The organism is Bacillus sp. 1735sda2, from assembly GCF_024159245.1.
GTDB classification, from domain to species: Bacteria; Bacillota; Bacilli; order Bacillales; family Bacillaceae; genus Bacillus; species Bacillus pumilus_O.
The window spans coordinates 1376337-1401540 of sequence record NZ_JAMYWZ010000001.1 but is presented as its reverse complement, the minus strand read 5'-3'; the positions used below and the strand labels follow the sequence as shown (position 1 = coordinate 1401540).

At 39.3% G+C, this 25204-nt stretch carries 28 protein-coding genes, 1 pseudogene and 2 riboswitches; of the genes and pseudogenes, 8 read left to right on the top strand and 21 right to left on the bottom strand.

Annotation, left to right across the window (positions count from 1 at the left end; genetic code table 11):
• Window positions 1-3: 3 nt before the first annotated feature.
• On the top strand, window positions 4-1065 hold the full coding sequence (gene mtnA / locus NKR21_RS07235) for an S-methyl-5-thioribose-1-phosphate isomerase (protein WP_012009732.1): 1062 nt from the start codon (window positions 4-6) through the stop codon (window positions 1063-1065).
• A gap of 25 nt (window positions 1066-1090) precedes the next feature.
• Here the strand turns inward: mtnA and NKR21_RS21170 are convergent, their stop codons facing one another.
• From NKR21_RS21170 to NKR21_RS07225, 3 genes are all read right to left on the bottom strand, one after another.
• On the bottom strand, window positions 1091-1225 hold the full coding sequence (locus NKR21_RS21170; RefSeq protein ID WP_260851677.1) for a hypothetical protein: 135 nt from the start codon (window positions 1223-1225) through the stop codon (window positions 1091-1093).
• A gap of 91 nt (window positions 1226-1316) precedes the next feature.
• Window positions 1317-1808 carry a methylated-DNA--[protein]-cysteine S-methyltransferase gene (locus NKR21_RS07230; protein WP_144458037.1) on the bottom strand — a complete coding sequence of 164 codons (492 nt, stop codon included), beginning with the start codon at window positions 1806-1808 and terminating at the stop codon, window positions 1317-1319.
• Between the two features lies 1 nt (window position 1809).
• A complete protein-coding gene (locus NKR21_RS07225) occupies window positions 1810-4005 on the bottom strand; it encodes a PAS domain-containing sensor histidine kinase (RefSeq protein ID WP_088004401.1) in 2196 nt (731 codons plus the stop codon).
• Between the two features lie 292 nt (window positions 4006-4297).
• On the opposite strand from NKR21_RS07225, the gene NKR21_RS07220 reads away from it, so the two are divergent.
• Together NKR21_RS07220 and NKR21_RS07215 are read left to right on the top strand one after the other, a co-directional pair.
• The gene (locus NKR21_RS07220; protein ID WP_253602498.1) at window positions 4298-5317 is read left to right on the top strand and encodes an acyltransferase family protein; all 1020 of its coding nucleotides are present in this window, start codon (window positions 4298-4300) and stop codon (window positions 5315-5317) included.
• Between the two features lie 95 nt (window positions 5318-5412).
• Window positions 5413-6768 (top strand): IS1182-like element ISBpu1 family transposase, encoded by a 1356-nt coding sequence (locus NKR21_RS07215; protein ID WP_253602497.1) that lies wholly within the window; start codon window positions 5413-5415, stop codon window positions 6766-6768.
• Between the two features lie 102 nt (window positions 6769-6870).
• Here the strand turns inward: NKR21_RS07215 and NKR21_RS07210 are convergent, their stop codons facing one another.
• The 5 genes from NKR21_RS07210 to htpX form a co-directional block, all read right to left on the bottom strand.
• Window positions 6871-7038, bottom strand: a complete 168-nt coding sequence (locus NKR21_RS07210) for a hypothetical protein (RefSeq protein ID WP_162900847.1) — start codon at window positions 7036-7038, stop codon at window positions 6871-6873.
• Window positions 7031-7195: a hypothetical protein gene (locus tag NKR21_RS07205; protein ID WP_088004399.1), complete on the bottom strand. Its 165-nt coding sequence runs from the start codon at window positions 7193-7195 to the stop codon at window positions 7031-7033. Before NKR21_RS07205 ends, NKR21_RS07210 begins: the two co-directional genes overlap by 8 nt.
• A gap of 6 nt (window positions 7196-7201) precedes the next feature.
• Window positions 7202-7720 (bottom strand): DUF421 domain-containing protein, encoded by a 519-nt coding sequence (locus tag NKR21_RS07200; protein ID WP_144458348.1) that lies wholly within the window; start codon window positions 7718-7720, stop codon window positions 7202-7204.
• Between the two features lie 97 nt (window positions 7721-7817).
• Entirely contained in the window at window positions 7818-9164 is a 1347-nt protein-coding gene (locus tag NKR21_RS07195) for a TrkH family potassium uptake protein (protein WP_012009725.1), read from the bottom strand.
• A gap of 143 nt (window positions 9165-9307) precedes the next feature.
• The gene (gene htpX / locus NKR21_RS07190) at window positions 9308-10207 is read right to left on the bottom strand and encodes a protease HtpX (RefSeq protein ID WP_119124754.1); all 900 of its coding nucleotides are present in this window, start codon (window positions 10205-10207) and stop codon (window positions 9308-9310) included.
• 280 nt (window positions 10208-10487) lie between these two features.
• Between htpX and NKR21_RS07185 the strand changes: the two genes are divergently transcribed.
• Together NKR21_RS07185 and NKR21_RS07180 are read left to right on the top strand one after the other, a co-directional pair.
• Window positions 10488-11201 (top strand): DUF1836 domain-containing protein, encoded by a 714-nt coding sequence (locus NKR21_RS07185; RefSeq protein WP_012009723.1) that lies wholly within the window; start codon window positions 10488-10490, stop codon window positions 11199-11201.
• A 122-nt stretch (window positions 11202-11323) separates the two neighbouring features.
• Window positions 11324-11518 (top strand): alpha/beta-type small acid-soluble spore protein, encoded by a 195-nt coding sequence (locus NKR21_RS07180; RefSeq protein ID WP_003211343.1) that lies wholly within the window; start codon window positions 11324-11326, stop codon window positions 11516-11518.
• 39 nt (window positions 11519-11557) lie between these two features.
• On the opposite strand, the gene NKR21_RS07175 is transcribed toward NKR21_RS07180, so the two are convergent.
• The 4 genes from NKR21_RS07175 to NKR21_RS07160 all read right to left on the bottom strand — a co-directional run bounded on the left by NKR21_RS07175 (window position 11558) and on the right by NKR21_RS07160 (window position 15397).
• On the bottom strand, window positions 11558-12742 hold the full coding sequence (locus tag NKR21_RS07175; RefSeq protein ID WP_012009722.1) for an anti-sigma factor domain-containing protein: 1185 nt from the start codon (window positions 12740-12742) through the stop codon (window positions 11558-11560).
• Window positions 12739-13494 (bottom strand): RNA polymerase sigma factor SigI, encoded by a 756-nt coding sequence (gene sigI / locus NKR21_RS07170; protein WP_012009721.1) that lies wholly within the window; start codon window positions 13492-13494, stop codon window positions 12739-12741. The genes NKR21_RS07175 and sigI overlap by 4 nt, the downstream gene beginning before the upstream one ends.
• A 215-nt stretch (window positions 13495-13709) precedes the next feature.
• Complete coding sequence (locus tag NKR21_RS07165; RefSeq protein WP_012009720.1) at window positions 13710-14501, bottom strand: TerC family protein; 792 nt, start codon at window positions 14499-14501, stop codon at window positions 13710-13712.
• 31 nt (window positions 14502-14532) lie between these two features.
• Window positions 14533-14704, bottom strand: a riboswitch (yybP-ykoY riboswitch).
• A gap of 78 nt (window positions 14705-14782) precedes the next feature.
• A complete protein-coding gene (locus NKR21_RS07160; protein ID WP_144458346.1) occupies window positions 14783-15397 on the bottom strand; it encodes a DedA family protein in 615 nt (204 codons plus the stop codon).
• A gap of 243 nt (window positions 15398-15640) precedes the next feature.
• Between NKR21_RS07160 and NKR21_RS07155 the strand changes: the two genes are divergently transcribed.
• A complete protein-coding gene (locus NKR21_RS07155) occupies window positions 15641-18064 on the top strand; it encodes a bifunctional diguanylate cyclase/phosphodiesterase (protein ID WP_144458344.1) in 2424 nt (807 codons plus the stop codon).
• Between the two features lie 30 nt (window positions 18065-18094).
• Here the strand turns inward: NKR21_RS07155 and NKR21_RS07150 are convergent, their stop codons facing one another.
• The 3 genes from NKR21_RS07150 to NKR21_RS07140 all read right to left on the bottom strand — a co-directional run bounded on the left by NKR21_RS07150 (window position 18095) and on the right by NKR21_RS07140 (window position 19274).
• Window positions 18095-18559 carry a MarR family winged helix-turn-helix transcriptional regulator gene (locus NKR21_RS07150; RefSeq protein WP_088004396.1) on the bottom strand — a complete coding sequence of 155 codons (465 nt, stop codon included), beginning with the start codon at window positions 18557-18559 and terminating at the stop codon, window positions 18095-18097.
• A 355-nt stretch (window positions 18560-18914) separates the two neighbouring features.
• Window positions 18915-19079: a hypothetical protein gene (locus NKR21_RS07145; RefSeq protein ID WP_012009717.1), complete on the bottom strand. Its 165-nt coding sequence runs from the start codon at window positions 19077-19079 to the stop codon at window positions 18915-18917.
• A gap of 39 nt (window positions 19080-19118) precedes the next feature.
• On the bottom strand, window positions 19119-19274 hold the full coding sequence (locus NKR21_RS07140; RefSeq protein WP_088004413.1) for a hypothetical protein: 156 nt from the start codon (window positions 19272-19274) through the stop codon (window positions 19119-19121).
• Window positions 19275-19464: 190 nt separating this feature from the next.
• On the opposite strand from NKR21_RS07140, the gene NKR21_RS07135 reads away from it, so the two are divergent.
• A complete protein-coding gene (locus NKR21_RS07135) occupies window positions 19465-19794 on the top strand; it encodes a MerR family transcriptional regulator (RefSeq protein ID WP_012009715.1) in 330 nt (109 codons plus the stop codon).
• A 90-nt stretch (window positions 19795-19884) separates the two neighbouring features.
• Here the strand turns inward: NKR21_RS07135 and NKR21_RS07130 are convergent.
• Window positions 19885-20280, bottom strand: a pseudogene (locus tag NKR21_RS07130) (MepB family protein).
• A 77-nt stretch (window positions 20281-20357) separates the two neighbouring features.
• The gene (locus tag NKR21_RS07125; RefSeq protein ID WP_012009714.1) at window positions 20358-20729 is read right to left on the bottom strand and encodes a cupin domain-containing protein; all 372 of its coding nucleotides are present in this window, start codon (window positions 20727-20729) and stop codon (window positions 20358-20360) included.
• A 214-nt stretch (window positions 20730-20943) separates the two neighbouring features.
• Between NKR21_RS07125 and NKR21_RS07120 the strand changes: the two genes are divergently transcribed.
• A complete protein-coding gene (locus NKR21_RS07120) occupies window positions 20944-21807 on the top strand; it encodes a LysR family transcriptional regulator (RefSeq protein WP_144458342.1) in 864 nt (287 codons plus the stop codon).
• 69 nt (window positions 21808-21876) lie between these two features.
• Here NKR21_RS07120 and NKR21_RS07115 read toward each other — a convergent pair whose 3' ends face one another.
• From NKR21_RS07115 to NKR21_RS07100, 4 genes are all read right to left on the bottom strand, one after another.
• The gene (locus NKR21_RS07115; RefSeq protein ID WP_119124751.1) at window positions 21877-22275 is read right to left on the bottom strand and encodes a hypothetical protein; all 399 of its coding nucleotides are present in this window, start codon (window positions 22273-22275) and stop codon (window positions 21877-21879) included.
• A gap of 101 nt (window positions 22276-22376) precedes the next feature.
• Window positions 22377-23735, bottom strand: coding sequence for a magnesium transporter (gene mgtE, locus NKR21_RS07110; protein ID WP_119124750.1), 1359 nt, complete (start codon window positions 23733-23735; stop codon window positions 22377-22379).
• 207 nt (window positions 23736-23942) lie between these two features.
• Window positions 23943-24106, bottom strand: a riboswitch (M-box (ykoK) riboswitch).
• 133 nt (window positions 24107-24239) lie between these two features.
• Window positions 24240-24380, bottom strand: a complete 141-nt coding sequence (locus tag NKR21_RS07105) for a hypothetical protein (RefSeq protein ID WP_003212346.1) — start codon at window positions 24378-24380, stop codon at window positions 24240-24242.
• A 285-nt stretch (window positions 24381-24665) separates the two neighbouring features.
• A complete protein-coding gene (locus NKR21_RS07100) occupies window positions 24666-25184 on the bottom strand; it encodes a PepSY domain-containing protein (RefSeq protein ID WP_012009709.1) in 519 nt (172 codons plus the stop codon).
• Between the last annotated feature and the right edge of the window lie 20 nt (window positions 25185-25204).

Below are 25204 nucleotides of genomic sequence, written 5' to 3'. Positions count from 1 at the left end.
GTTTTGTCTAAAGAATTTGAAGTCCCCCGTTCTGTCGAATGGGAAGAAAACCATATTAACATTTTGAATCAGCAAAAATTACCGGCAGAAACCGTGTTTGAGCATCTATATACAAAAGAAGACGTGTATGATGCCATTGTCACGTTAAAAGTGCGGGGAGCACCTGCCATTGGCATTACAGCAGCTTTCGGACTGGCGCTCAGTGCCCAAGACATTGAGACAGAAGACATTGATGTGTTTAAACAAGAAGTCATTCAGATAAAAGAATATTTAAACAGTGCTCGTCCAACCGCTGTGAATCTAGCCTGGGCATTGGAGCGGTTGTTGCGGCGCATTGAGCGTGCAGCTTCAGTCAATGCAGCCAAAACAGACCTTGTCCATGAAGCCATTCAAATTCAAATCGAAGATGAAGAAACATGCAGACAAATCGGTCAAAATGCACTCCAGCTCTTTAAATCAGGTGATCGGATTATGACCATTTGCAATGCAGGTTCCATCGCCACAAGCCGTTACGGAACAGCCCTTGCTCCATTCTATTTAGCGAAAAAGAAAAATCTCGATCTTCACATTTATGCCTGCGAAACACGCCCTGTTCTCCAAGGGGCTAGACTGACAACATGGGAGCTCATGCAAGGCGGCGTAGATGTGACGCTCATCACAGATAATATGGCAGCTCACACGATGAAGGAAAAGCAAATTTCTGCTGTCATTGTTGGAGCTGATCGTATTGCCCGTAATGGAGATGCGGCGAATAAGATTGGCACGTTAAGTCTTGCTATTTTAGCCAAGCATTTTCAAATCCCATTTTTTATAGCTGCACCGCTGTCTACCTTTGATGTCTCAACTAAAGACGGATCAGATATTCCAATTGAAGAGCGTGACCCGCTGGAAGTAAAGGAATTTAACGGCGTCCAAATTGCACCACCTGATGTTCAGGTATTCAATCCCGCCTTTGATGTCACTCCTCACCATCTCATTTCAGGGATCATTACAGAGAAAGGGATTATCACATCGAACTATACTGAAGAGATTGATGCCCTGTTTGCTGAAAACATCTCACTCTGATCATAAAAAAAGCGCCGTGTACTTCTTATTTAAGAGCACCGCGCTTTTTTATTTCATTCGTTTTGGCTAAGATTTCGTTTTTCTGTTCTTCTGTCAAAACGTTCATTTTGACACATAGTGAAGTGATGGCATACATTTTATTCTTTTTGTCCCAAAGCATTCCCTAGCGCCCTCCTTTTTCCCTCAACCAACTTTTTTAGCTTAATAAAAGGATATGTCGCTTGGAAAACTTTTGGAACAGGTCAATCGATTTATTTTTGAACAAATGGGATACCTTCTAATTCAAGCAGAATCGCTTTCATATCTGTCTTCGTTCCTGCATAGCCCGTCAGAGATCGGTCTTTTCCAATCACTCTGTGACACGGAATAAAAATAGGTATTGCATTGCGTCTGTTGGCTTGTCCAATCGCTCTCACTGCCTTTGGGTTACCAATCGTTTCTGCAATATCTCCATAACTTTTTGATTCACCATACGGAATAGCCGAAAGTGCTTCCCATACTTGCTCTTGAAACAAAGTTCCCGTTTGCTTGAGCGGGAGATCGAATACTTGTCGCTCACCCTTGAAATATTCATCTAGCTGTTTTTTCGCTTCTTGTAATACAGACGTTTCTTTTTCTTTTAGATTGGATGCTTGCTTTTTTGCTAAAAACGGCTCATCATCAAACATCACTTCAATGATGGCATCGTCTTTTTCTAGTATGTATAGTGCCCCAATTGGTGCGTGATAGACGGTATAATACACGTTAATGCTCTCCTTCTTGTTTCTTCTGTCTAAGTGGCAGCGTGAGATGGAAGACGGTTCCTACCCCTTCCTCACTTTCTACCTCAATGGTTCCTTGGTGCTCTTCAATAATTTTATAACTAACCATTAAGCCAAGTCCAGTTCCTCTTTCTTTTGTCGTATAAAATGGTTCTCCTAGACGCCTCAGCTTGTCCTCTGCCATTCCGCAGCCTTCATCCCGCAGTGATATAACAATATGCTCTTCGCCCTTCCTCTGAATGGTCACATAGACATTTCCTTTTCTCGGCATGACTTCAATTGCATTTTTTAGAATGTTAATAAAGACTTGTTTTAATTGATTTTGTTCGCAATAAATGAGCGGTATCTCATCCATCACATTGAGATGCATTTGAACGTTGCCAAGGTTCGCCTGTGCGTGCAGCAGATCCATCGTGTCTTTCACAATTTGCACCACATTTTTTTCTTCATATACGATGGCTTGCGGCTTCGCTAAAATCAAAAATTCGGTGATGATCGATTCAATTCTTTTCAGCTCTGAAGTGATCACATTAAAATAGAGGGAATACTCCCCTTCTATATTTCCTTTTAACAGTTGGATAAAGCCTTTTAATGCTGTCATTGGGTTTCTGATTTCATGCGCAATGCCAGCGGCAAGCTCACCGACCACATGAAGGGTATCTGATTTTCTCACGCGCTCTTCTAATTCCTTCCGCTCTGTCACATCTCTAAAGATCGCCAAATTCATATTATGAATGATGTTGCGTTTAAAAGAGAATTCTAATATCCGCTGATCTGGGTGGTTCAGAACAAACGGCACTTCATTGTCCATTTCATCTAATGACATCGCCTGGGCAGGCTGTGCCAAATGTTCAACTTGATAAGGCGCGAGGATATGGAAAAGATTCATTTCCGTTAAATGATCATCTTTTAACCCGAGTAGCTCACTTGCGGATGGATTGACTTCGATAATGCGGTATTGGTTATCAAAAAGAACAATGCCGTCCATTGATCCATTAAATACTTTACGGAATTTGAGCTCACTTTCCCGCAGCTCCTCCTCCATCCTTTTTCGATCACTCACATTACGTAAAATGGTTAAATGCTGTCCTTCTAATACCGCATGCTTTGATGTAAACTCAAGCTCTTTAAACTGCCCATTCGCCATTCTGAACAAAAGCTCTTCCCTTATTTCATGATTCCGAATATATCGCCTTCTAGTCGGTCTATATCTCTGATCAGATTTCACGAGAAAGTCTGTGAGTTTTTTGCCTATCAGTGAATGCATAGGTAATTCAAAAATGCGGCAGGCTGATTCATTGGCTCTCACAATCTCTCCATCATCCGCCCAAATGATGATCGCATCCATTGCATTTTCAAAAATTTCTCTAAAGCGTTCTTCACTTTTTAACAGTTTTTCTTCCATTAATCTTTTTTCTGTAATATCCCGCATGATGGACATATAAAAACCGCTCATCACATTTGATGTAATGGTGAGCTCGAATAATTTGTACTGGCCAGATTGAAGGGTAACGGGAAGCTCTCCCTTGGCTTTCCCAGTTTCTTTAAGTGATGTTAAAAGGTGCTGTAGGGCTGGAAGATTTTCATCTTCGACAAATTCATTTAAATAACGATCGGTTAAATCAGTCTTTTGCAGTTCAAAGCTCTGACAAAAGGAATGATTGGCGTCGATCATGCAGCCATCCTGATCAAAAATGACCATGCCGTCAATGGCTCGGTCAAACAAATCTTTGAACAGCTGCTCATTCATCGATCGTTCTCGCTCTAATATTTTCTTTGAGGAAATATCTCGCATGACCACAATATATTGCTGATTCAAGACGTCATGCTCTGCGACAAATTCAATGTATTTTGTTTCTCCGTTTTCAAGCTGAATGGAAATTTCTCTTCTTAACGTTCCTTTTCGAAAAAATAAATCAAGGGAGCATTCAATTTTGTCTTTCGGGATGCCGTATAGGAAATCTAGAACGGATTTATTGAGGAGGTCTTCTTTCGATGTCTGTACAAGCCTGCATGTCGCTTCATTGGCTTGGATAATATTGAGGTGTTGATCAAATATGAAAATGGCATCTAACGTCTTATTTAACAGCATTTTTTGCTGCATCAACTCTGTTCGCAAATATTCGTTCTCTTTTTCTAATTTTCTGATATCTTCTGCGCCATCGAGCGTTTCAGTCATTCTCTTACACTCCTTTTCCAGCCTCATTCCTCTACAATATTTCTACAATATTTTCATTGTTCCTTCATTAGACTCATAAAAAAGATAACTTTTTACACGAAGACTGTCTCTTTTGTTGCATTTGGATGACAGGATTGAACCTCGATTCTCTTTTCTTACGCTTTTTTTACAACCGTTCTACAATTTCACATCAAATAGCGAAACGAGCCAAAAAGTATTTTAAAATGGGGCAAATACGGGAACAGTGTACTTAGAACATTTATGTTTAAAATCAAGCAGGAAAGGTGATGTTATGGCATCTTCACGAGATAGTTATTTTGATAATGCGAAGTTTCTTCTGATTTTTCTAGTGGTTTTTGGTCATTTGTTACGATCATTCATTCATGATAATGATTGGATGCTTTATTTATACAAGTTTATTTATACTTTTCACATGCCTGCCTTTATTTTGGTTTCCGGGTTCTTTGCAAAAGGATTTAGAAAACCAGGCTTTATGAAGAAAGTCGCTGTTAAGCTGATCATCCCATATTTCATTTTTCAGGTGATCTATTCCGTTTACTATTATCTCTTGCAAGATCAAAGCATCGCCAATTTAAATCCAATTGACCCGCAATGGTCTTTATGGTTTTTAATTAGTTTATTCTTTTGGAACTTGCTACTCATTCCTTTTTCTAAACTGCCATTTCAGTGGGCGATGATCGTCAGTTTGTCAATTGCGTTACTTGTCGGTTACGTGGACAGTATTAGCAATACGCTGAGCTTGTCGCGTACATTTGTCTTTTTGCCGATGTTTTTAGCTGGCTTCTATTTAAAAAAGCAGCATTTTGAATTCATCCGTACAAGTAAAGGTAAACTGGCAGCACTTCTTGTATTAATGGCTGTATTCTTGTTTTGCTATTTATATGAATTTGATTATTCCTTCTTATTTGGATCACAGTCATATGCTTCTCTTGGTGATGAAGGAGTCATTGCGGCAATGAAACGAATGGCATGGTATTTGCTTGCATTCGGCGCTACATTCAGCTTCTTTGCTTTAGTCCCAACACGACGTTTCTTCTTTACAAAATGGTGCACAAGAACGCTATATGTGTATTTATTACATGGCTTTGTCATCAAGCTCCTTAGAACGACTTGGTTTGATGACTGGGCGCTGAATGCAGCAAGTGTGCTCATGTTATTACTACTGACCATTCTGCTCACCTTTACCCTGTCTAGCACCTTTGTTAAAACCGTTGCACAGCCAGTGATTGAGCTCAAAATGACCAATCTTATGCGTACAATTACCGGCAGACAAGGCAGTTATAGCAAATAAAAAACGATCCTGCGAGGATCGTTTCAGCTTGTAGACAAAGTCTACAAGCTTTTTTGTATAATAAGGGTAATAACAATAATCTGTGGGGGATAAACATGTTATCGAAACGTGAAGAAGAAAGAAGAAATCAATTAGAAGTAGTGGCTTTAGATGAATTAGTGCCTGAAGATCATCTTGTGCGGAAAATTGAACAAGCAATCGATTTCGATTTCATTTATTATCTTGTCAAAGATCATTATAGTTCTGATAATGGTAGACCAAGTGTTGATCCTGTTGTTCTCATTAAGATGGTCTTAATCCAATATCTATTTGGCATTCGCTCCATGCGTCAAACCATTAAAGAAATTGAAACCAATGTGGCTTATCGTTGGTTTATTGGGTATGGATTTTCGGAGAAAATTCCGCACTTTTCTACCTTCGGTAAAAACTACGTGAGACGCTTCCACGATACAGATTTATTCGAACAAATTTTTTATCGAATCTTAAGAGAAGCGATGAAAAAAGGGCTCGTTGACCCGTCTATCGCCTTCATTGATTCGACTCATGTCAAAGCGAACGCCAATAAGAAAAAACTTGAAAAGAAAATCGTTCGAGTTGAGACAAGAAGTTATCAAAATCAGCTTCATGAAGAGATCAATATTGATCGTGAAGAACATGGAAAAAAGCCCTTACCCCTACAGAATAAAGAAGAAACAAAAGAAATCAAGGTCAGTACAACTGACCCAGAGAGTGGCTATTATGTAAAGGATGAACGTGAAAAGTCATTTGCTTATTCATTTCATACAGCGTGTGATTCAAAAGGATTTATTTTAGGCTCGCTGGTCACAGGCGGAAATGTTCATGATAGTCGTATGTTGGATTCACTCGTATCAAAAGTGACAGAGAAAGCCGGAAAACCAAATGTAGTCGCAGTAGATGCGGGATATAAAACACCTTACATCGCTAAGTTCTTAATGGATCAAGAGATAAGACCTGTCATGCCCTACACTCGTCCAAGAACAAAAGCTGGTTATTTGAAAAAGAATGAATACGTATATGATGCATATTTTGATTGTTACATTTGCCCCAACGGGCAAATTCTCTCTTATCGTACAACGACTAGAGAAGGCTATAAGCAATATGCATCCGATTCAGAAGTATGTGAGTCCTGCTCGTTTTTAGATAAGTGTACCCAAAGTCAAAACCACACCAAACAAATTCATCGGCATATTTGGCAGGATTATCTAGATGAAGCAGACAATCTGAGACTCACTGAAATAAATAAGAGCATCTACGCAAAACGGAAAGAAACGATTGAACGCGTTTTTGCGGATGCAAAAGAAAAGCATGGTATGCGTTGGACGAAACTTCGTGGACTAAAAAAAGTTTCAATGCAAGCGATGCTTACTTTCGCTGCCATGAACCTTAAAAAGCTAGCAAACTGGACATGGAAAGTACCATGTCCAGCGTAAAACACATGATGTTTTTTCAAAAAATGTGAAAACCCCACTTTTACTTGAAGTAAAAGTGGGGTTTGTCTACGGTCTGAAACGATCCTGCGAGGATCGTTTTTTCTATTTTTTGTGACATTCATCATCTTTCTTAGGTTTTACAAGCGTATCAATCCATTTGCTGCTGTTGATATCTCCAAGCTCACTGCCAAATTCCTCTTCTAAGATATCTGGGTCCATCGGCTTTTTATGGTCTTTCATGTCCTTGCTTTTTACATGCTTCTTAGTCATGAGATCCTCCCCCTTGTTTCCCTTTATGAGAATTTCGGTTTGCCTGACGGTCTCTTGATTGTTCATCAAATTGTGTTTGTCCTTGATCATGTGCCATGCTCTCTGTCGGTGTCATATTATTTGTCAGTGCTTCATTTTTCGCTGCTTTTCTTTTCATCTGAAATCAGTCCTTTTTTAACATATTTAGTTCTTCTCTTAATTGGTCTAGGAATTCCATCATTTGTTTGACCGTCACCGGCTTTTCCTCTGGCTTTAACTCATAGCCGATTTGTCCATTGGCTTCTAGGGTGGCTTTTTTGAGACTGCTGATCTCTGTAATACCTTGCTGCTTTAGGCGCATTTTAAGTTGATCTCTTGTAAGCCTCGTTTTCTTCAACTTGTGATCAAGCATTTCTCCATCCTGCAAAATGACCACAGATTTCCCTGAAACCAATTTTTCAAAGAAATCAGATTGAATCGACAGCTTCTCCATGATGACAAGCGCCACAATAAAGGTAGCGGCTGCATAAATCGTTTCAAGTAAATTATGCTCAATAAAGGGTTGGATAATAATCGATCCGATTGAAATCATGATCACTGTTTGTTGAACAGTTAATTGACTAATGGATTTGGGCCCTGCTATTCTCAGCAGCAAGGTACCAACTAGCAGCATGACAATCGCTTTCCATAACACATCCAGCACGTCTCGTTCACCTCTTACCTATAGATTGCGAACATCGTATGTGATTTAGCCAGTTAGATAATGGAAATAAAAAAACAGCATTCGCTCGGAATGCTGTTTAGCCGATGATGACACGCTCTTTCGGATAATGATAATTCGCTTCGCTTTCTCTTCGGCCAATTAAATATAAAAAGCTTGGAATGCCGATACGTCCAATAAACATGACCATCATAATGATACACTTACCAAAAACAGAGAGCTCAGAGGTAATCCCTAATGATAGACCTGTTGTTCCGAAAGCAGAACAGACTTCAAATAAATTTTGAAGAAGCGTATTATGCTCGGATAAGGTTAATAAGAATGTAGCACCAAACACCAATATAAAGGCCATCATCGTCACCATCAGAGATTTGTTAATATCTGCTTGATGCAGCTCTCTTTTGAAAATTTTTATGGACTTATTTCCCCGGGCAAAATGAAACAATGCGAGTAAATTAAGGGCAAACGTGGTTGTCCGAATTCCGCCCCCGACAGAGCTTGGAGAAGCCCCGATAAACATGAGCAGACATAAAAATAACAGCGTCGGTTCTGTCAATTGAGTAATATCTAATGTGGAAAGTCCCCCACTTCTTGTAGCTGTCGATTGGAACAATGAATAAAATAACACTTCGTGCCAGCTCTTTCCTAAAAACGTAAACCGTGCTTCAAGTGCATAAATCCCAATAGCGCCAACAATGACTAAGCTGCCAAACGTAATCGTTGTGATTTTTGTAAACAACGAAAACGATGCGTGCTTTCGGTCCTGATTAAATAAGTAATCCTTTACTTCCACGAGCACAGGAAAGCCAATCGCGCCAAAGATGATCAGCAGCATCGTAATAAATTGGACGAAATAATCATCTTTGTATGGGATGAGCGAGTTCCCTGTAATATCGAAGCCACCATTGGTGGTCGCACTTATACTTGAGAAGAAGCCATGTAAGAATGCTGTCTGTACATCGTAATATTTGAGAAAATACATACTTAAGATCAGACCGCCTACAAACTCAATAAGCAAAATTAAATATAAAACCTGCTTCATTAATTTCACAATTCCTGATAAATTGCTCTGGTTTTGATCTGCCATAATGAGCTTTCTTTCTTTAATACCGATTCTTTTTCGCATGACAATCCACACAAAGGTACCGAGCGTCATAATGCCGATACCCCCGATTTGAAGGACAAACGCAAGGATCCACATACCTGCCACACTAAATGTTTGCGAAGTATCAACCACAGTAAGTCCTGTGACACTCACAGCACTCACCGCCGTAAATAATGCATCGATAAATGTCCACTTCACCCCATCTTGATGAGCGACTGGCAAACTGAGAAGAATAAGTGAGACGGTTACAGCGAGAAAATAATAAAGGGCAATCAGCTGGAAAGCCGATAGCCGGTCAATTAGCTTTTTAATTGGGTTCATTGTCATTCCTTCTTTTAACTTTCATTTTTCAATACTTATCATTTTAATGAAAAGAGACATGATTTTAAAGATATTTTATGCTTTATTTACTTTTTCATCAAAAAAGAAAAGACATCCTGTAACAGAATGTCTTTTCGTCTCTCTTATTTTGCTTCTAGTCTTCTAATTCTTTCGTTTAAATCAGGATGTGTTGAGAAAAGAGAAGCTTTTCGTTTACCACTAATTTTAAGCGTAGCAACTGCTGTTTGATCATCATCTTTGATTCGTGACGTATACGCCTCAAGCGAGCGAAGCGCATGAACCATCTTATCTTTACCCGCAAGGTCAGCTCCCCCGCGGTCTGCATGGAATTCACGATGTCTAGAATATGCAAACACGACAAGGCTTCCTAGAACAGAGAAAATGATTTGGAAAACAATCACTGCAATAAAATGAACAATCGGCACAAGCTCTTCACGCGAAACAAAGCGACTTGCGATCCATGCCGCAATTCTTGAAAGGAAGACAACGAACGTGTTGACGATTCCTTGAAGCAGCGTCATTGTCACCATGTCTCCGTTCGCAACGTGAGCAACTTCGTGAGCGATGACACCTTCAACTGCTGCATCATCCATTTCATGAAGCAATCCAGTGGAAACCGCAACAAGTGATCTTCTCTTAGAAGGACCTGTCGCAAAAGCATTTACTTCAGATGATTGATAAATACCAACCTCAGGCATTTTAGAAAGACCTGCTGCTCTTGATAATCTGTGCACACGGTCGACAAGCTGCTGCTCATCATATGTTAATGAATCCTTTTCAGGGTTCAACACACGTACACCCATCATCATTTTTGCCATCCAGCGAGACATCGCAAGTGACATGAACGAGCCAACAAAACCGACAACTGCACTGAATACTAACAGTGCCACCATATTAATTCCACCGTCTGCTCCTATATAAGAACCAACACCAGTTGCTGCACTAATAACCGATAGTACAATACCAATCGTAGTGATAACAAGAATGTTCGTTAATATAAACAGAAATATTCTTTTACCCATACATAACCTCCGCTGTCATATTAAGTTCATTTGAACTTATTAATAAAATTATAAAAATAAACGTCTCAAATTGCAAGGAAAAAGGAATCATTTCCTCTATTTATCATAACGGCTTAAGCCCCGTCACTTCAATATTTATGACATATACCACAGCTAAAAAGTGAATAAATTGTGACGTCACTTTGTGGATTTTAGTTTATTTTGCATTTTTACCAAAAAGAGATTATGATGTTGAATTAGATCAATGATGACGTTTTTGACATACAAACGAGGTGGAACAATGGGTGCTTTTAAATTAACGAGAATTGACATGACAAGTCTTCTTTATTCTCTAAAAGGAGAGGGAGATCTAACTCCGCTTCAGCTATTAAATTTATCTGTAAAAAAAGACAAACATCACGAACTTGACGAGCTCATCATCCCTTCTTTTTTTGAGAGGCTTGAACGACGGAAACAAAAATCAGAGCATGGACTCTCCACAAATGAAATTGTAGAATTAGGAAATCTTTGCGAACTGACTTCTCTTAAATCGACAGCGATTCAAAACTGGATCAAGCGTGATATTAAAGATATGATTGGCCACCCTGAGCTTGGAAAGAAGTACTCAATTGATCAGGTCGTTATTTTATTAATTGTGAGAGATTTAAAATCAGTTTTTGACTTTGATGCCATCCGCACCATCTTATCTGCCTTATTTAACACGATTACGGATCGAACTGATGATATTATTAGTCCATTGCGTTTTTATGAAGCATATGCGCATGTCCTTGATTTTATTTATCATCACACGCCTTTTCCGTTAAAAGAAACAAACTTACGGGAAATCACAGAGGTTCAGACAGATAAGCTACGTGAAGAATTTGCTGAATTATCGCAGCACCAATGGCGTTTGATCAAAGGTATTATCAGTTCAACCGTTTTTTCTGTCTTTACTTCACACTTGCAAAGTACAGCACAAGAAATGATGTTTCATACACTACAGCATCAGGATTAAAAGAACCGAGGTGAATCATCACCTCGGTTTTTTGTACAGCAATTGCCAGCATAATTGCATGCCGTTTTCTTCAAAATAAGAAGGCGCAACAAACATCTTGAGGTGAAAGGAGGAATACGGACATGGCAAATCGAAATCAGCTTCTTGTTCCTGGAGTAGAACAAGCATTAGATCAATTTAAATACGAGATCGCTCAAGAATTTGGCGTGACTCTCGGTTCAGATACAGTCGCACGTGCAAACGGTTCTGTTGGCGGTGAAATTACTAAAAGACTCGTTCAACAGGCTCAATCACAAATGGGTAATCAATCTAAATAAAAGCATGGTGAAATACGCCGGAGTGATTCTGGCGTTTTTTTATTGTTCATATGTGTGCTCATACCAGTTCTCACGATACGGGGACGGTGCACCTTTTCCTTGCTTCTTCATATGTTCTTTTTTTCGATCAGAGGACGGCTGCTTTTGATTCCTGTCGTTTTTTTTTGCGTGCTTTTCAGCGCCACCACGCGATGTGCCGTTTGGATTCCTTTTGTCATCAGGTTCCGTCGAGTGATTTTTTTTTTGTTCTTTATCGATAGAACGATCCTTTTCCTCTTTTATTTGATTGTCTTTGCTTTTATCATCAGGTTTTGTTTGATGAGGCTTTTCAATAGATCCTTGCTCTTCCCTCTTTTGGTCCTTTTGCTCTTTGTCTTCAGCTTCAGGAGCCTCTTGATCTGGCTTCATCTCTTCGCTATCGCCTGACTTGATGTCTTCTTGTTTGTCTTGATCTGCTTGGTCTTCATCATCTTTTTTAGGCTCTTCTTCTTTGACAGCATCACTCTCTGCTGCGTCTTCATCCTTTTGAATGTCTTCTTGTTCTTTGTCTTGCATTTCTTGATTTCTAATATATGTGCCTGTTGAAATGCCTGCCTTTTGAGCTTTTTCTCTTGTTTCCAGGTCACTTTCTACAGTTTCTAGCTTGTAATCGCGCTTTTGATATTCACCAGAAATGGTGTTAATTTTACTTTTGACGTTGGTTTTATATGTATGGTCCTGCTTGTTTTCATAAACCGTTGAAATATAAATACTCTTAGAATGGTTCACGTAACCTTTTTTATCACAGTCATCTATGATTTCCTGCACAACTTTGGTCATGTCGCTTTTTTCCAAATCCTTCATACTGGCCAGTACTTGTTTCGCATCTTTATTCAGTGGTGTGACACCAATCACTTGGTAATTGTGATCAAGCTTCAGTTCAAAGCTTGGATTAATGTCAATTGTCATATATGCATATGCTTTTTGACTTGAGAAAGATGGCATCATAGTAAAAATCACGACAATAATCGCTGCGATTGATAGGATTCCTGCATTTAAAGGACGTAAACGAAGCAAGTCAAAAAAACCGGCTTTTTTTCTTTCGAGACGTGATTCATTCGGAAATGTCACTTCTTGACCGATTTCATAATCTTGCTGTTCATATTTTGTCCGCAGAAATTGTCCATCAGGGGTCAGCAGCGTGACATATTTTTTGTTTTTTTCTACTATAATGCCTCTTCTCATGAATTAAGCACCCCTTTAAGGTAATCTTTCAAATACACATAATCACCCGTCATAATGATCGCCATCGCAATGATATATTTTCTATTTCTCTCAATCGTTTTGCGGCTGACTTCCACTAGTTTTTCAAGCTGTTTGACAGGTAATTGTTTTTTCTGAAATAAAATGGTTCGGAGCTCATCGTGTTCAACGAGTGTGTGAGCTACTTTAATGGCATTTTGCCTGGCATCTGCATGCTTTGGTGAATGTTCAAGCAGCTCTTGAAACGTGAGACCGTATACTTTTAATCTTTCTTTAAAATGTTCAATTTCTTCTCTTCTATGTTCTTGTTCAATTAAACGTCTATATTCATTTGTAGACAGCTCTGCTTCAATCATGCTTTGAGAATACTCGCCATTTTCACTTTCTTGCAGGTCCATTTGAACCGTTGGCGCATTTCTCGCTTCTTTTCGAATATAGTCGATCACTTTTCTTTTAATAATTAATTCTGCGAAGGCAAGGAGTGAGTTTCCTTTTTCGGCAGAGTATTTTTCTATCGCTTCATTAAAGGCAATTAAGCCAATGCTGAATTCATCATCTTTTTCATCTATATATCGTTTACAAACGGATGAAACCGTCTTAGCGACAAATGGTTTGTATTGCTCTATTAATGCATTTTGCAGCTCGGTATCACCTTGTTGGATACTGATAGCCGACTGCTCTAATGTTTGCTTTTTCTTTCCTTTTTTAAACAAAAGGCTAAGCAATGGTTTCACCTCAGTTCTCCCTATATTACTCATTTATGATAGCTAATTTATGAGGGAAGCGCAAAGGAAGAAATGAGGAATTCATTTCCTGTTACTCAATTATGACATGTATATCATCATCTACTTTACAATGTTTCGTCTAAAAGCAAAGAAATAAGGGGGTATCTCCCCCTTATTTGTAATATACGTGTTATGAAAATGAAATGATATTTCTTTCAAAAAACCTACTCTTCTAGGCGTTCCTCTTGTTTTTCCTTGATTTGTTGCCCGCCTTTTCTTGATGGACTTGATAAAAACCAGCCAAATGCTGCAATTGCGAGAAGCACTGTCCAGAAAATCACTTTCCATAATGTTGAATGAATAAAGTGAGAGGACACGATACCAATGGCTGGATGTGACAGTGTATAAAGCGTGAGCTTCACACCAACCCACCCGACAATGACAAAAGCAGCTGTTTCTAGGCTCGGTCTTGTTTTGAGCAATTTCACAAAGACCGTCGCTGCAAATCTCATGATGATCAAACCTATGATACCACCTAAAAGAATGACAATAAATTGACCACCATCAAGTCCACCGATTTGCGGAAGACTTGTTTTTGGCAGTGTTACGGCTAATGCGACGGCCGCTAAGATGGAATCGACAGCAAAAGCGATGTCAGCAAGCTCGACTTTTACAACTGTTGCCCAGAATCCGCTTTGCTTCATGTTAGTGTCTGATTCCTTTTTCTTAAATACGTGCGATTTTAAAATATGGTGAATGGAAATATAAAGAAGATAAATTGCGCCAATGGCTTGAACTTGCCACACATCCACTAAAAACGAAATAAGAAATAGAGAACCAAATCGCATGACAAACGCACCCGCAAGTCCGTAAAACAGCGCCTTTTTTCTTTGCTTTTCAGGAAGGTGTTTCACCATCACAGCCATGACCAGCGCATTATCAGCAGCTAAAATCCCTTCTAATCCAATCAGTACGAGAAGAACCCACCCGTACTCTAAAATAATTGCTGCATCCATCATCATTCCTCCTTGTTTTCATCTATTGTCCCACAACAGACAAAGGCTTATGAATGCAAAAAAGACCTTTGCCTGTAATGGCAAAGGTCTTGCTAGACATGTGATATGTAGAATCATGCCAACAAAGCCGATGGAACTTAAGTCCATGTAATGACGACTTTGTTTCCGGTAAAAACCGGACGCTACTCCCCTTTGGTGGGATTTAAGAATATTTAGATTACTTATATTTTAATCAATAGACAATGTAATGTCAACAGGTGACTTTCACCCTGGCCCAACGATTAGGCAGTTGGTGTTTCTGTTTTTCTTTTTCTACGTTTCAACCATATATACATCGCGAAAAGCAACACAATCCCGATTCCAATCGGCAGAAGATATGGATCTAACATTGCGCCAACCTCTTTCCAGTTCTCCCCGAGCACAAATCCAAGATACACATACACAAATGTTATAGGCGTAATCGCTAAAAACGTGTACAAGCAAAAGACCCACACATTCATCTTGGCTATACCACACGGGATGGAAATAAGCGTTCTAACCCCTGGAATAAACCGGCCACTAAATGCGACGAACCCACCATGCTTTTCAAAAAAGGCATCCGATTTATCAAGCGACTCCGGTTTCACAAAAAAGTACTTTCCATATTTATTTAAAAAGGGTCTGCCGCCATAACGTCCTAACCAGTACAAAGTCAAAGGACCAGCCACGCCGCCAATAGAGCCAGCTGCTACAACACCGATGAAGGCCATGTCCCCTTTGGAGACCCAGTAACCCGCAAGAGGCAGAACCACTTCAGCAGGAACAAATTCAATACATAATGCAAGAAAGATGCCAAAGTACGACAAGTTCTTAAAGGCATCAGCTAAAGAAATAATAAAATCTTCGATGTTTATCAATCCCTTTCACACATAATCGTTTAACTGATTCTCTCTCTTTTAGAATCGCACATATATTAAACGAATAAAACAGAAAAAACGATTCACTTTTCGTCGTTTTTTTACATTAAATTTGATTTTACTATAAAAACAGGTGAAAAAACGATGATTATGGTATTTAAGTGAAGGAAAAGTGAACACAGAAGCCATTCAATCCGATATATTAAGTATACGTCTGTTTTAAGATACTGGAGGTTTTCTTACATGACCCATTTAACAGGAAGCTACAATGGATGGCTTGTCTTTCTGTCAATCGTACTCGCCGCTCTCGCCTCCTACTCAGCTCTTCAATTAGCCAGCCGAGTGGCACAGTCAAGCGGTGCGAAGAAAAAGGTATGGCTGATCGTTGGTGCCTTGATCATGGGAATGGGGATATGGTCGATGCATTTTATTGGCATGATGGCATTTCACGTGCGTGCTGGCATCACATATGAAACACCCTTGCTCATTTTATCGATTTTGGCATCTTTTGTCGGATCCTTGATCGCATTCACAATATGCATTCAAGAACAGCTCTCCACAAGACGGCTGCTCATTAGTTCAATCACCATGGGTTCAGCTATTTGCAGCATGCATTACCTTGGAATGGAATCAATGGCCAATGTCTCCATCAGCTATGATCCAGTCCTCTTTTTTCTTTCGTTTTTCATTGCTACGATAGCGTCTTTCTTTTCGCTTCATCTCTTTTTTCGGCTCCATCGATCCGGAAAAAAACAGGAGGATCATCTGTTAAAAATAGTTGGTGCACTTGTGATGGGCGGGGCTGTTGCTGGGATGCATTATACCGGTATGGCTGCTTCTACTATGTTTTTTCATTCAGATGGTCAGTCTTCCGGGGGTGGTTCTCTTGAATTATCACCATTCAGTCTGTCGATTTTCATCGGTTTAATGACACTGATTGTCCAGACACTGATGATTTTTGGTGCCTATATCGATCACCGAATCATGAAGCAGGCAGATAAGCTCAAGGAAAATGAACAGCGATTTCAATCACTCATCAAACATAATATCGATGGCATTATCGTGTTATCGGTCAATCGAAAGGTGCTTTCTGCAAACGACTCAGGTAAACAAATTTTAAAAATGTGCAATTCTTGGATTGGTGACGATGTCAGCCAATACGTCATGCCGACTGACATGTGGGAAGAATTTATTTATGAGTCAAAGAAAGCCATCACACGTGAAGCAGAACTAAAAGCAGCAGATCGCTTTTATTATTATCATGTCACTTACATACCTGTTCATGTCAACAATTCGCTTGACAGTATTTATCTTGTCTTAAAAGATTTAACGCAGCAGCGGATTGCAGAAAAAGAAATTCATGTCATGGCACATTATGATGCGTTAACTGAGCTTCCTAATCGGCGCCATGCCATCAACCATTTAAATGATGTTCTCTCCGCTCAAGAAGAGACGGGTACATCGACGGCTGTTCTTTTTCTTGATTTGAATCGTTTTAAAATTATTAATGATGCACTTGGTCATAACATAGGGGACTTACTTCTTAAAGCAGCTGCGAACAGACTGACGCAATGTTTACCAGACAACGGCTTTATAGCAAGACTAGGTGGGGATGAATTTTTAATGATCTTCCCTGATATGGGGCATGACACACAGAAAATTGAACAGCTTTCTCAAAATATCATTCGTCAATTTGAGCGTCCTTTTTTCATTCAGAATCATCAGCTCATTACATCTATCAGCATTGGAATTGCTATTTCACCTCAGAATGGGAAAGATGGGATGGAATTAATGAGGAAAGCCGATATGGCGATGTATTTATCTAAAAAACATAAACAAAGTCGTTATGAGTTTTTCACCGAATCAATGGAAAGATCAAGTGAAGACAGGTTGAACCGAGAGCTTGAGTTACGGGATGCCATTCAAAGAGAACAGTTCGTGCTTCATTACCAGCCTCAAGTGAGTGTGAAAACAAGAGAGATGACTGGCGTAGAAGCTCTTCTAAGAATGAAAGCACCAGATGGTTCGTTAAAATCACCTGAGGCTTTTATTGAGCTGGCAGAGGAATCAGGACTGATCATTGATATTGGCAGATGGGTCATTGATACCGCATGCAGGCAGGCTAAAACGTGGTATGATACTGGTCTGAAAATTCCTGTGGCTGTTAATTTATCTGCGAAACAATTTAATTCTGAAGACTTAATTGATTTGATTAAGCTAACACTGAAAAAATACGATCTGACACCGTCACTACTCGAGCTTGAAGTCACAGAAAGTATGACAATGGACAATATCAAGCAATCAAAACAAGTGCTGACGTCACTGAAACATCTAGGCGTTCGCATTAGTATTGATGACTTCGGTACAGGTCATAGCTCCTTAAGCTATTTAAAGGATTTACCCATTCATCGACTAAAAATCGACAAATCCTTCATTGAAGATATTTTAAATGATTCAAAATCTGAACAAATTACAGGTGCTATTATCGCGATGGGACATCAACTATCTCTTGAAGTCATAGCAGAAGGTGTTGAAACCTTTGCACAAGCGCAGCTTTTATCTGCACAAGGATGCGACGACCTGCAAGGCTTTTATTATGCAAAGCCACTTCCAGCAAGCGATATCGAAAAATTCATTGCCTATCCAGCGCATCAGCTGGACACATAAAAAAGGTGCCAATCATGGCACCTTTTCGTTCTATCTAAATAATAAATGTTGACTGTGAATACCTGCTTTTTTCAATAGACTAATCAATTGTTCTTGTTCTTCTCGCGAGAGGCCAGAAAAAGCACGCGCAATCCGGAGAGAATGAATCGGGTAAATTTTATCAAGATAACTGCGCCCTTTATCTGTTAAATGGGCATAAACCGACCGTTTATCCTTTGGGTCCTGCTCTCTTTCAATGAAACCATTTCGTTCTAATTTGTCAATTACGTACGTCACATTCCCGCTCACAAGCAGGAGTCTTGAGCCGATTTGCTGAAGTTTTTGAGCACCTCTCGTATACAGCAGTTCAAGAACCGCAAATTCAGTTGGATTAAATCCATGCTCTTTGCTGTCTCTAATACTGTGTTCTGAAACGCTTTTAAATGCTCTTGCAAATACTTTGTAAAGTGTCATTGAACGTTCTACTTCTTCTTCATTAAACGATAGTCTCATCACATATCTACCTCTTATAATATTTTTTTAACTTCAAGGCTTTCTTGCGGTGCAGTTGGAGCCTTTCGTAAAAAATAGAAGTACGTTTTTGAAAACCCTTTCAACCACATAAGTGACTCCATTCGTGTTATGTATAAGATTTCGATATAAACTTTTAAAATCCTTCTTATTTTTCATAACCATCTCGAAAAAAAGGTTTTTTAGCAAACCATCAAGATCCGACATGGTTTAACATAATCTGTAAAGACTCTATGTTTTCTTACACTGCATTCGTCAAATTTCTACAAAATTCAATATTGCTATAATATTAAACAAAAAAAGAATCCCTAATGTGACTTGCGCACATTTCAAGGGATTTTCACAATTCACGCTCTGTTTTGTTGAAAAAGAAGTGATACTCTTTTTTTAAGTCACTAATTGTCATGTTTTTTGCCGTATTTGGACTGTACACGCCCAATGAACAGAGCTGTTTCGTATAATAATGTCTTTCCTTTGCTAAAGCTTCTGTTAAGATACGCCGCACCGATTATCCCCTCCTATCAATATGATATGGACTAGGTGCTTATGAAGACCTTTTATACAAATCGTTTTGTACGGCTCTTAGAAGAGCATGTGCATTCTGACCTGCCGCCTGCATGAATCGCTCCAGTAATTCATCCCTTTTTATATCTAATGCGATGATTTCTTTTGCCATACAGATGATCTGCGTTTGCTCCATCATATGCTCCTCCTCCTATTTCAACTCATCATCATTATATGCATGCGCAACACTCTTTTCACATCTGTTGTCAACTTTCCTTCCATTGTTTTTCATTTCCATGTTTTTGTGTTATATTTTCTAACAAACAATGATTTTTTTTCGTTGCTATTCTGTATAATATGAAGAAAAGACTTGCAGGGGTGAGTATATGACGCAGGAAGACGTATCTTATAAAGATAAAAAAGTCATTTCAATCGGGATTGTCAGTGAATTAACAGGGCTATCTGTCAGGCAAATCCGATATTATGAGGAACGCAGACTCATCTACCCCCAGCGATCAACAAGAGGCACGCGTAAATATTCTTTTTCTGATGTAGAACGATTAATGGATATCGCCAACAAACGAGAAGACGGTGTGCAAACAGCAGAGATTTTGAAAGACATGAAGAAAAAAGAACAGGCCTTAAAAAGCGGACAATATAAGAAAAAGATGCTGGAAGGTCAAATTAACGCACACTTCCGGTACAAAAATCGATAAACAAATAATTTAGGCCTTGTTTGTAGTTGGTTTTGATCATGGTTTCATAAAAAAGAGACAGCTTTTTTGCTGTCTCCGTTCCATTTACGACTAAGAGCTATTTTCGTTAGAGTATCGCTTTAATAGTTCTTGTACTGGCAAACTATTTGTATTGCTCATGCCAACAAAATATTCTAATTGCCATTTCTGCATTTCGATAGATTGTTTGCTAGCAGGCTTATCTGAATTGACCAAAATCACTTTCATGAGTAAAGGTATTGATCACCATTTTTATTTTCCTCATCCTTTTCCCAAAAAGCAACAAACTGTCCTATCTTAGTAGGCGTTATTTTTGCCACTCTAAAACGAATCGGCTTTGAGTTTAGCTGAAACACCAGCTCCATATTCCGAATTTTGGACTTCTTCTCGGACAGCTTTCAAAGACATACGATTAGGTTCATAAAACATTTTATTTACATACGTTAACGCGTTATAAAATTCATTCACTGCTTTATCCCCTTATTTATTGCTCATTCCAACACTCTATCACATAGCGTTTAAGTAAATGGTTAAGTGCAGGCGATCTAGCGTTCATCCATTCGTTCAGGAAGCGAAACAGTTCGTTCATTGACCACATTCCCCGTGTTTAGCGTCGTTTTTGGTTCAATTAAGAGCAAATGAACTTCTTCTTCAGCAACTGGCTGATGTTCAATTCCTTTTGGAATCACAAGAAATTCTCCTTCATGAAGCGCTATTTCTCTATCCCTAAAACGGATGACTAGATTGCCTTTCCATACAAAGAACATTTCATCCTCATCATCATGGTGATGCCAAATGAATTCACCCTTAATTTTTACCATTTTCATGTATGAGTCATTCAATTCTCCACTTATTCTAGGGTTCCAATAATCATTTATTTGCGAAAATTTCTCTTGGATATTCACCTTTGAAATCAATAGATTCCCTCCTCATTTACTTGGAAACGTCTTTTTTATGTTTTCTAAGCTAAAACTCCCTACCTTGTAAATTCTCCTCCTCATCTTCAGACACCAAGGGGCACATGTGCATCAACCTCTTGTATGATTAAGTTTACTTATTCTATTGGATCACGTAAAATCAAAAAATAGGGTATCATTCATCACAATTAGTGGTGCAAAAAGGAGCATTATTTTGGATATTACATCTTTGGAAATATTTAAAGCAGTAGCTATTGAACAAAGCATTACAAAAGCTGCTGAGAAATTAAATTATGTGCAGTCCAATGTCTCTGCACGAATCCAGCGTCTTGAACAAGAATTAGGTGTTCCTCTTTTCTATCGATATCACAAGAAGATATCCTTAACGCCAGCAGGACGAGAACTGTTGCCATATGCAAACAAATTACTCTACGATTTTGAAGAAGCGATAGAGGCCGTAAAGCTTTCCTCTTCTCCGCGAGGAGCTTTGCATATTGGATCTATAGAATCTACTGCTTCGACAAGATTGCCCAGCATTTTCGCGGCATATCATAAGACATTTCCACAAGTAGAATTGAGCATGTATATGGCACCTACTGTAGATCAGGTCGATGCTATTCTCAACTACAAGGTAGACGGTGCACTAGTTGATGGGCCCATTCTTCATCCCGACATTATTGAATATCCTGTATTGGAAGAATCACTTGTTCTCATTACAAGCTACTCCCAGGAGGAATTCCATGTAGAATCAATTTTACATGAACCTTTGCTATCGTCATTTGCTCATTGCATCTATTTGGGGCGTTGGCAGCGATGGTTAGAGAGCAAAGGCTTTGCTCCGATGAAGGTAATGGAATATGGCTCTTTAGAGGGCGTGCTTAAATGCGTTGAGAATGGCTTAGGGGTTACCGTATTACCAAAATCTATGGTTGAATCTCGGATGCAAGGAAGATTTACCTGTCATCCATTACCGGAACCATATAGAATAGTGCCCACTGTGTTTATAAGACGCAGCGATTCTTACATGACCAGTGCCCTCTCACATTTTATGGAATTCATAGGCATAACTCATATGTGATCAGTCATTTGAAATAAAAAAGAGGATAGATAGAGCGAAATTCTTTCAACTCTTCTATCCTTTTAGCTTTCATTGAGAGGAAGCTTCAGATCCTTCAACGAGCCCTACAAAGTCAATCCGTACACCGCCTTTTTCAGGATCTTCTATGACCCGCATGGCCAGTGCTTTTTTCTTTCCTGTTTTTTCATCTTCGTAATTCGCATGAAAGACATGAATGCTGGCTTCTTCCAATTGAAAATCATCATAAGAAAGCGTCTCTATACCCCATTCTTTTTTCATTTTCAGCATGTCATTTGGGCTTGGGACAGCGCCTTCAACATAGATATTTTCTATTTTTTGTTTATTTCCTTCGGCAATAGCTTTAATCATCTGCTCTGCTGCCACTAGTCTTCTGTCTTTCCCCTCGTCTTCTCTTGAACATGCACCTAGCAAAACAATGCACATGAAAATGAATAAAATCTTCTTCATTGTTCTCTCCCACCTTCACCTTAAAATGTAAAGGATGGAAGCGCTATATGCAATCTTTATTCAAAAAAGACTGTAAAACGTCACGTTTTACAGTCTTCTTGCTACATCAGTGTATGAAGGAATGCTGTAGCAATTCCAAAATAGATCAGTAAGGATAAAATATCATTCAATGTAGTGATCAGTGGCCCAGATGCAATGGCCGGGTCCACATTTAATCTGTGTAAAATAATCGGCACGACCGTACCTGCCATTGTCCCAATAATCAGTGTTGCAAGCAGCGAGGAACCGACAACAAAACCTAAAATCATATTGCCTTGCCACACCATTGCGACGACTGTAATAATAATGGAACAAACAATCCCAATGTAAATACTTGCTCTCAACTCTCTAAAAATAAGGCGCACAATGGTTTTTTTTGTTAATTCTTCTTTTGAGAGCCCTCGAATGACAACAGCAAGAGACTGTGTCCCTGTATTCCCTGTCATACCAGCAATCATCGGCATGAAGAATGCTAAAGCTACAACTTGCTGAAGGGTATCTTCAAAATAATTTAAAATACTGCCTGAAATCAGCCCGATGAACAAGAGCAAAATGAGCCAAGGAAGACGGCGATATGCCGCCACAAATGCCGGTGTGTCGAACGTGATATCTTTACCAGAGGCAGCAAACTTTTCATAGTCTTCGCCTGCCTCTTGAATGACAACATCAATGATATCATCGACTGTCACAATTCCGACTAGGACATTGTTTTCTTCCACAACAGGAATCGCAAGAAAATCATATCGTTCAATCAGTTTTGCGATTTCCTCCTGATCTTGAAAGGCTCCAACGGCAATGACTCTTGTAAACATAAGATCCTGTACTTTTTCATCCGGTTCACCTAAAATGAGATCCCGGTATGAGAGCACGCCTACGAGTTGTTTTTGATCATTAATCACATATAAATAGTTGATTGATTCTGCAATTTCAGCAAAGCTTTTCAGCTTCACAACTGCATCCTGTACTGTATAATGCTGAGGTATCCAAACATAACGGTTGGTCATGATCCGTCCCGCTGTCTCAGCAGGGTAATTCATAAGAAGCTGGACGGCTTTGGATTCCTCTGCTTCCATGTTAGATAAAAGCTGATCCTTTAGCTCATCCTCCATCTCATCAAACAAGTTGGCTAGATCATCGTTATCCATTTTGTTTGTGACGAAGGTCGCTTTGTCTTTCCCTACTTTTTCAAGGACGATTTCTTGATATTCCCGCTCCAACTCACCCATCATTTCTGTCACGTCATCGACTGGTAAAAAGCTGAGGAAGCGGCTGCGGTGTTTCTCTGGAAGCTCTTTAAATAAGTAGGCCATATCATATGGCTGAAGTTCTTCCATGATGTTTTTAAATTCTTTTCGTTTTCCATCTCTTAATAAAATAATGATGCGTAAAATGAGTTCATCGTACGTTATATTTTGTATCATCGCTGTTACCTCCCCAAAGTCAGGAGATACCCGAATCCCTTAGAATGTGCGGGGGTCAGGATCTCCTCTATCTGATGTCTCGATCTGATCTTTTGACATATTCTCTATGTGTCTCGAATCGGGATGATCCATCCCCACACCTCCTTTTCCCATAAAAAAACACCTTCAACCGAATGAAGGCGCTTTGTAAGCATGACAAATAAACACTTGCTCCTTCAATCGTAGAGCTTTAGCACTGTATGGCATAGGAAAAATCCAGCTGCATTAAAAATCACCTTATGTCGATGATTTCTGTTGACCCATTGGCGTCTTTGGACATTTTTGGGCAGCAGCGTATCTCCATACAGGAGCCTCACCTAACGAAGTCTCATATTGTTGACACACTGAGATTACAGAAAAAGTGCAGTGATGTCAATAAGCAAGTTGCCCAGCTTCCTTATGTATTCGCTTACTTTTCAAAAAAAGAGCGATAGACAAAGTAGACCATCGCCCTTTCACTGTTTTTTATTCCTCTTCTGGCTGATTCATATCCTCTTGGGAGAGGAGATGAAAGGAATCATGCAAAAACAAAGCATATCCTTCTCCGTCAGGGTGCGGAACATATTCCGCATGGTCCATTGTTTGCTCTTCTTCTTTTTTCTTCATATTCTCTCGCCTCCTTTCCCGTAGTTTGTCCCAATGAAAAAACCTTACACATAAAAGTGTAAGGTTTCAGATTGTCGACAAAGGGCTAAAATGAACTTTATTTTAGCCCTTTGTCTTCTTTTCAGCTCAGCGTGATAGAAAACCTTTGAAGTCTAGGAAGGAAGAGCACTGGCGCGGAGCGAATTTGACATTCGTGAGCACCAGCGCGCAGGACTGACAAAGAATGCGAGGGTTTGTCTACACGCTGAAAACCTTACACATGAAAGTGTAAGGTTTCGTTGTGGCTTAATCATCCCATTCTTGCTTTAGGATTTTGCCTGTTTTAGCGGAAATCTCAAAATCAACTTCCTCGCCGTTTGGTGTGGTGATTTCGACTTCATATAAGTACACGCCATTTTCTTTATCTAAATCAGAATCTGTGACTGTCCCTTTTACTTTTGCAAGAGCAATTTGTTCAGCTTGCTTTTTAGTGATTTTCACATTTTGTTTCTTTTCTTTGACCGGATCATTCAGCGCTTTTCCTGATTTAGCATCGACATATACTTTATATTCAAAGCCGCCTTTTTTAATCTCGACCTCATACACCCATTTTCCTTTTTTACGCTCAAGATCCACATCATCTACATACCCTTTCACCACTTTTAGGGCTGCTTTTTCTGCTTGTTTCTTTGAGACAAACGAAGATTTCTTTTGCACCACTTGCTCCGCGTGTGCTGTTTGATTTGTATTTTGAGCTTGAAGTGTGAAACCACCTGCGACAAGAGTTCCTGTTAATGCTGTAGCTACTAGTACTTTTTTCATCATGTTCATATCCTCCTCTATTT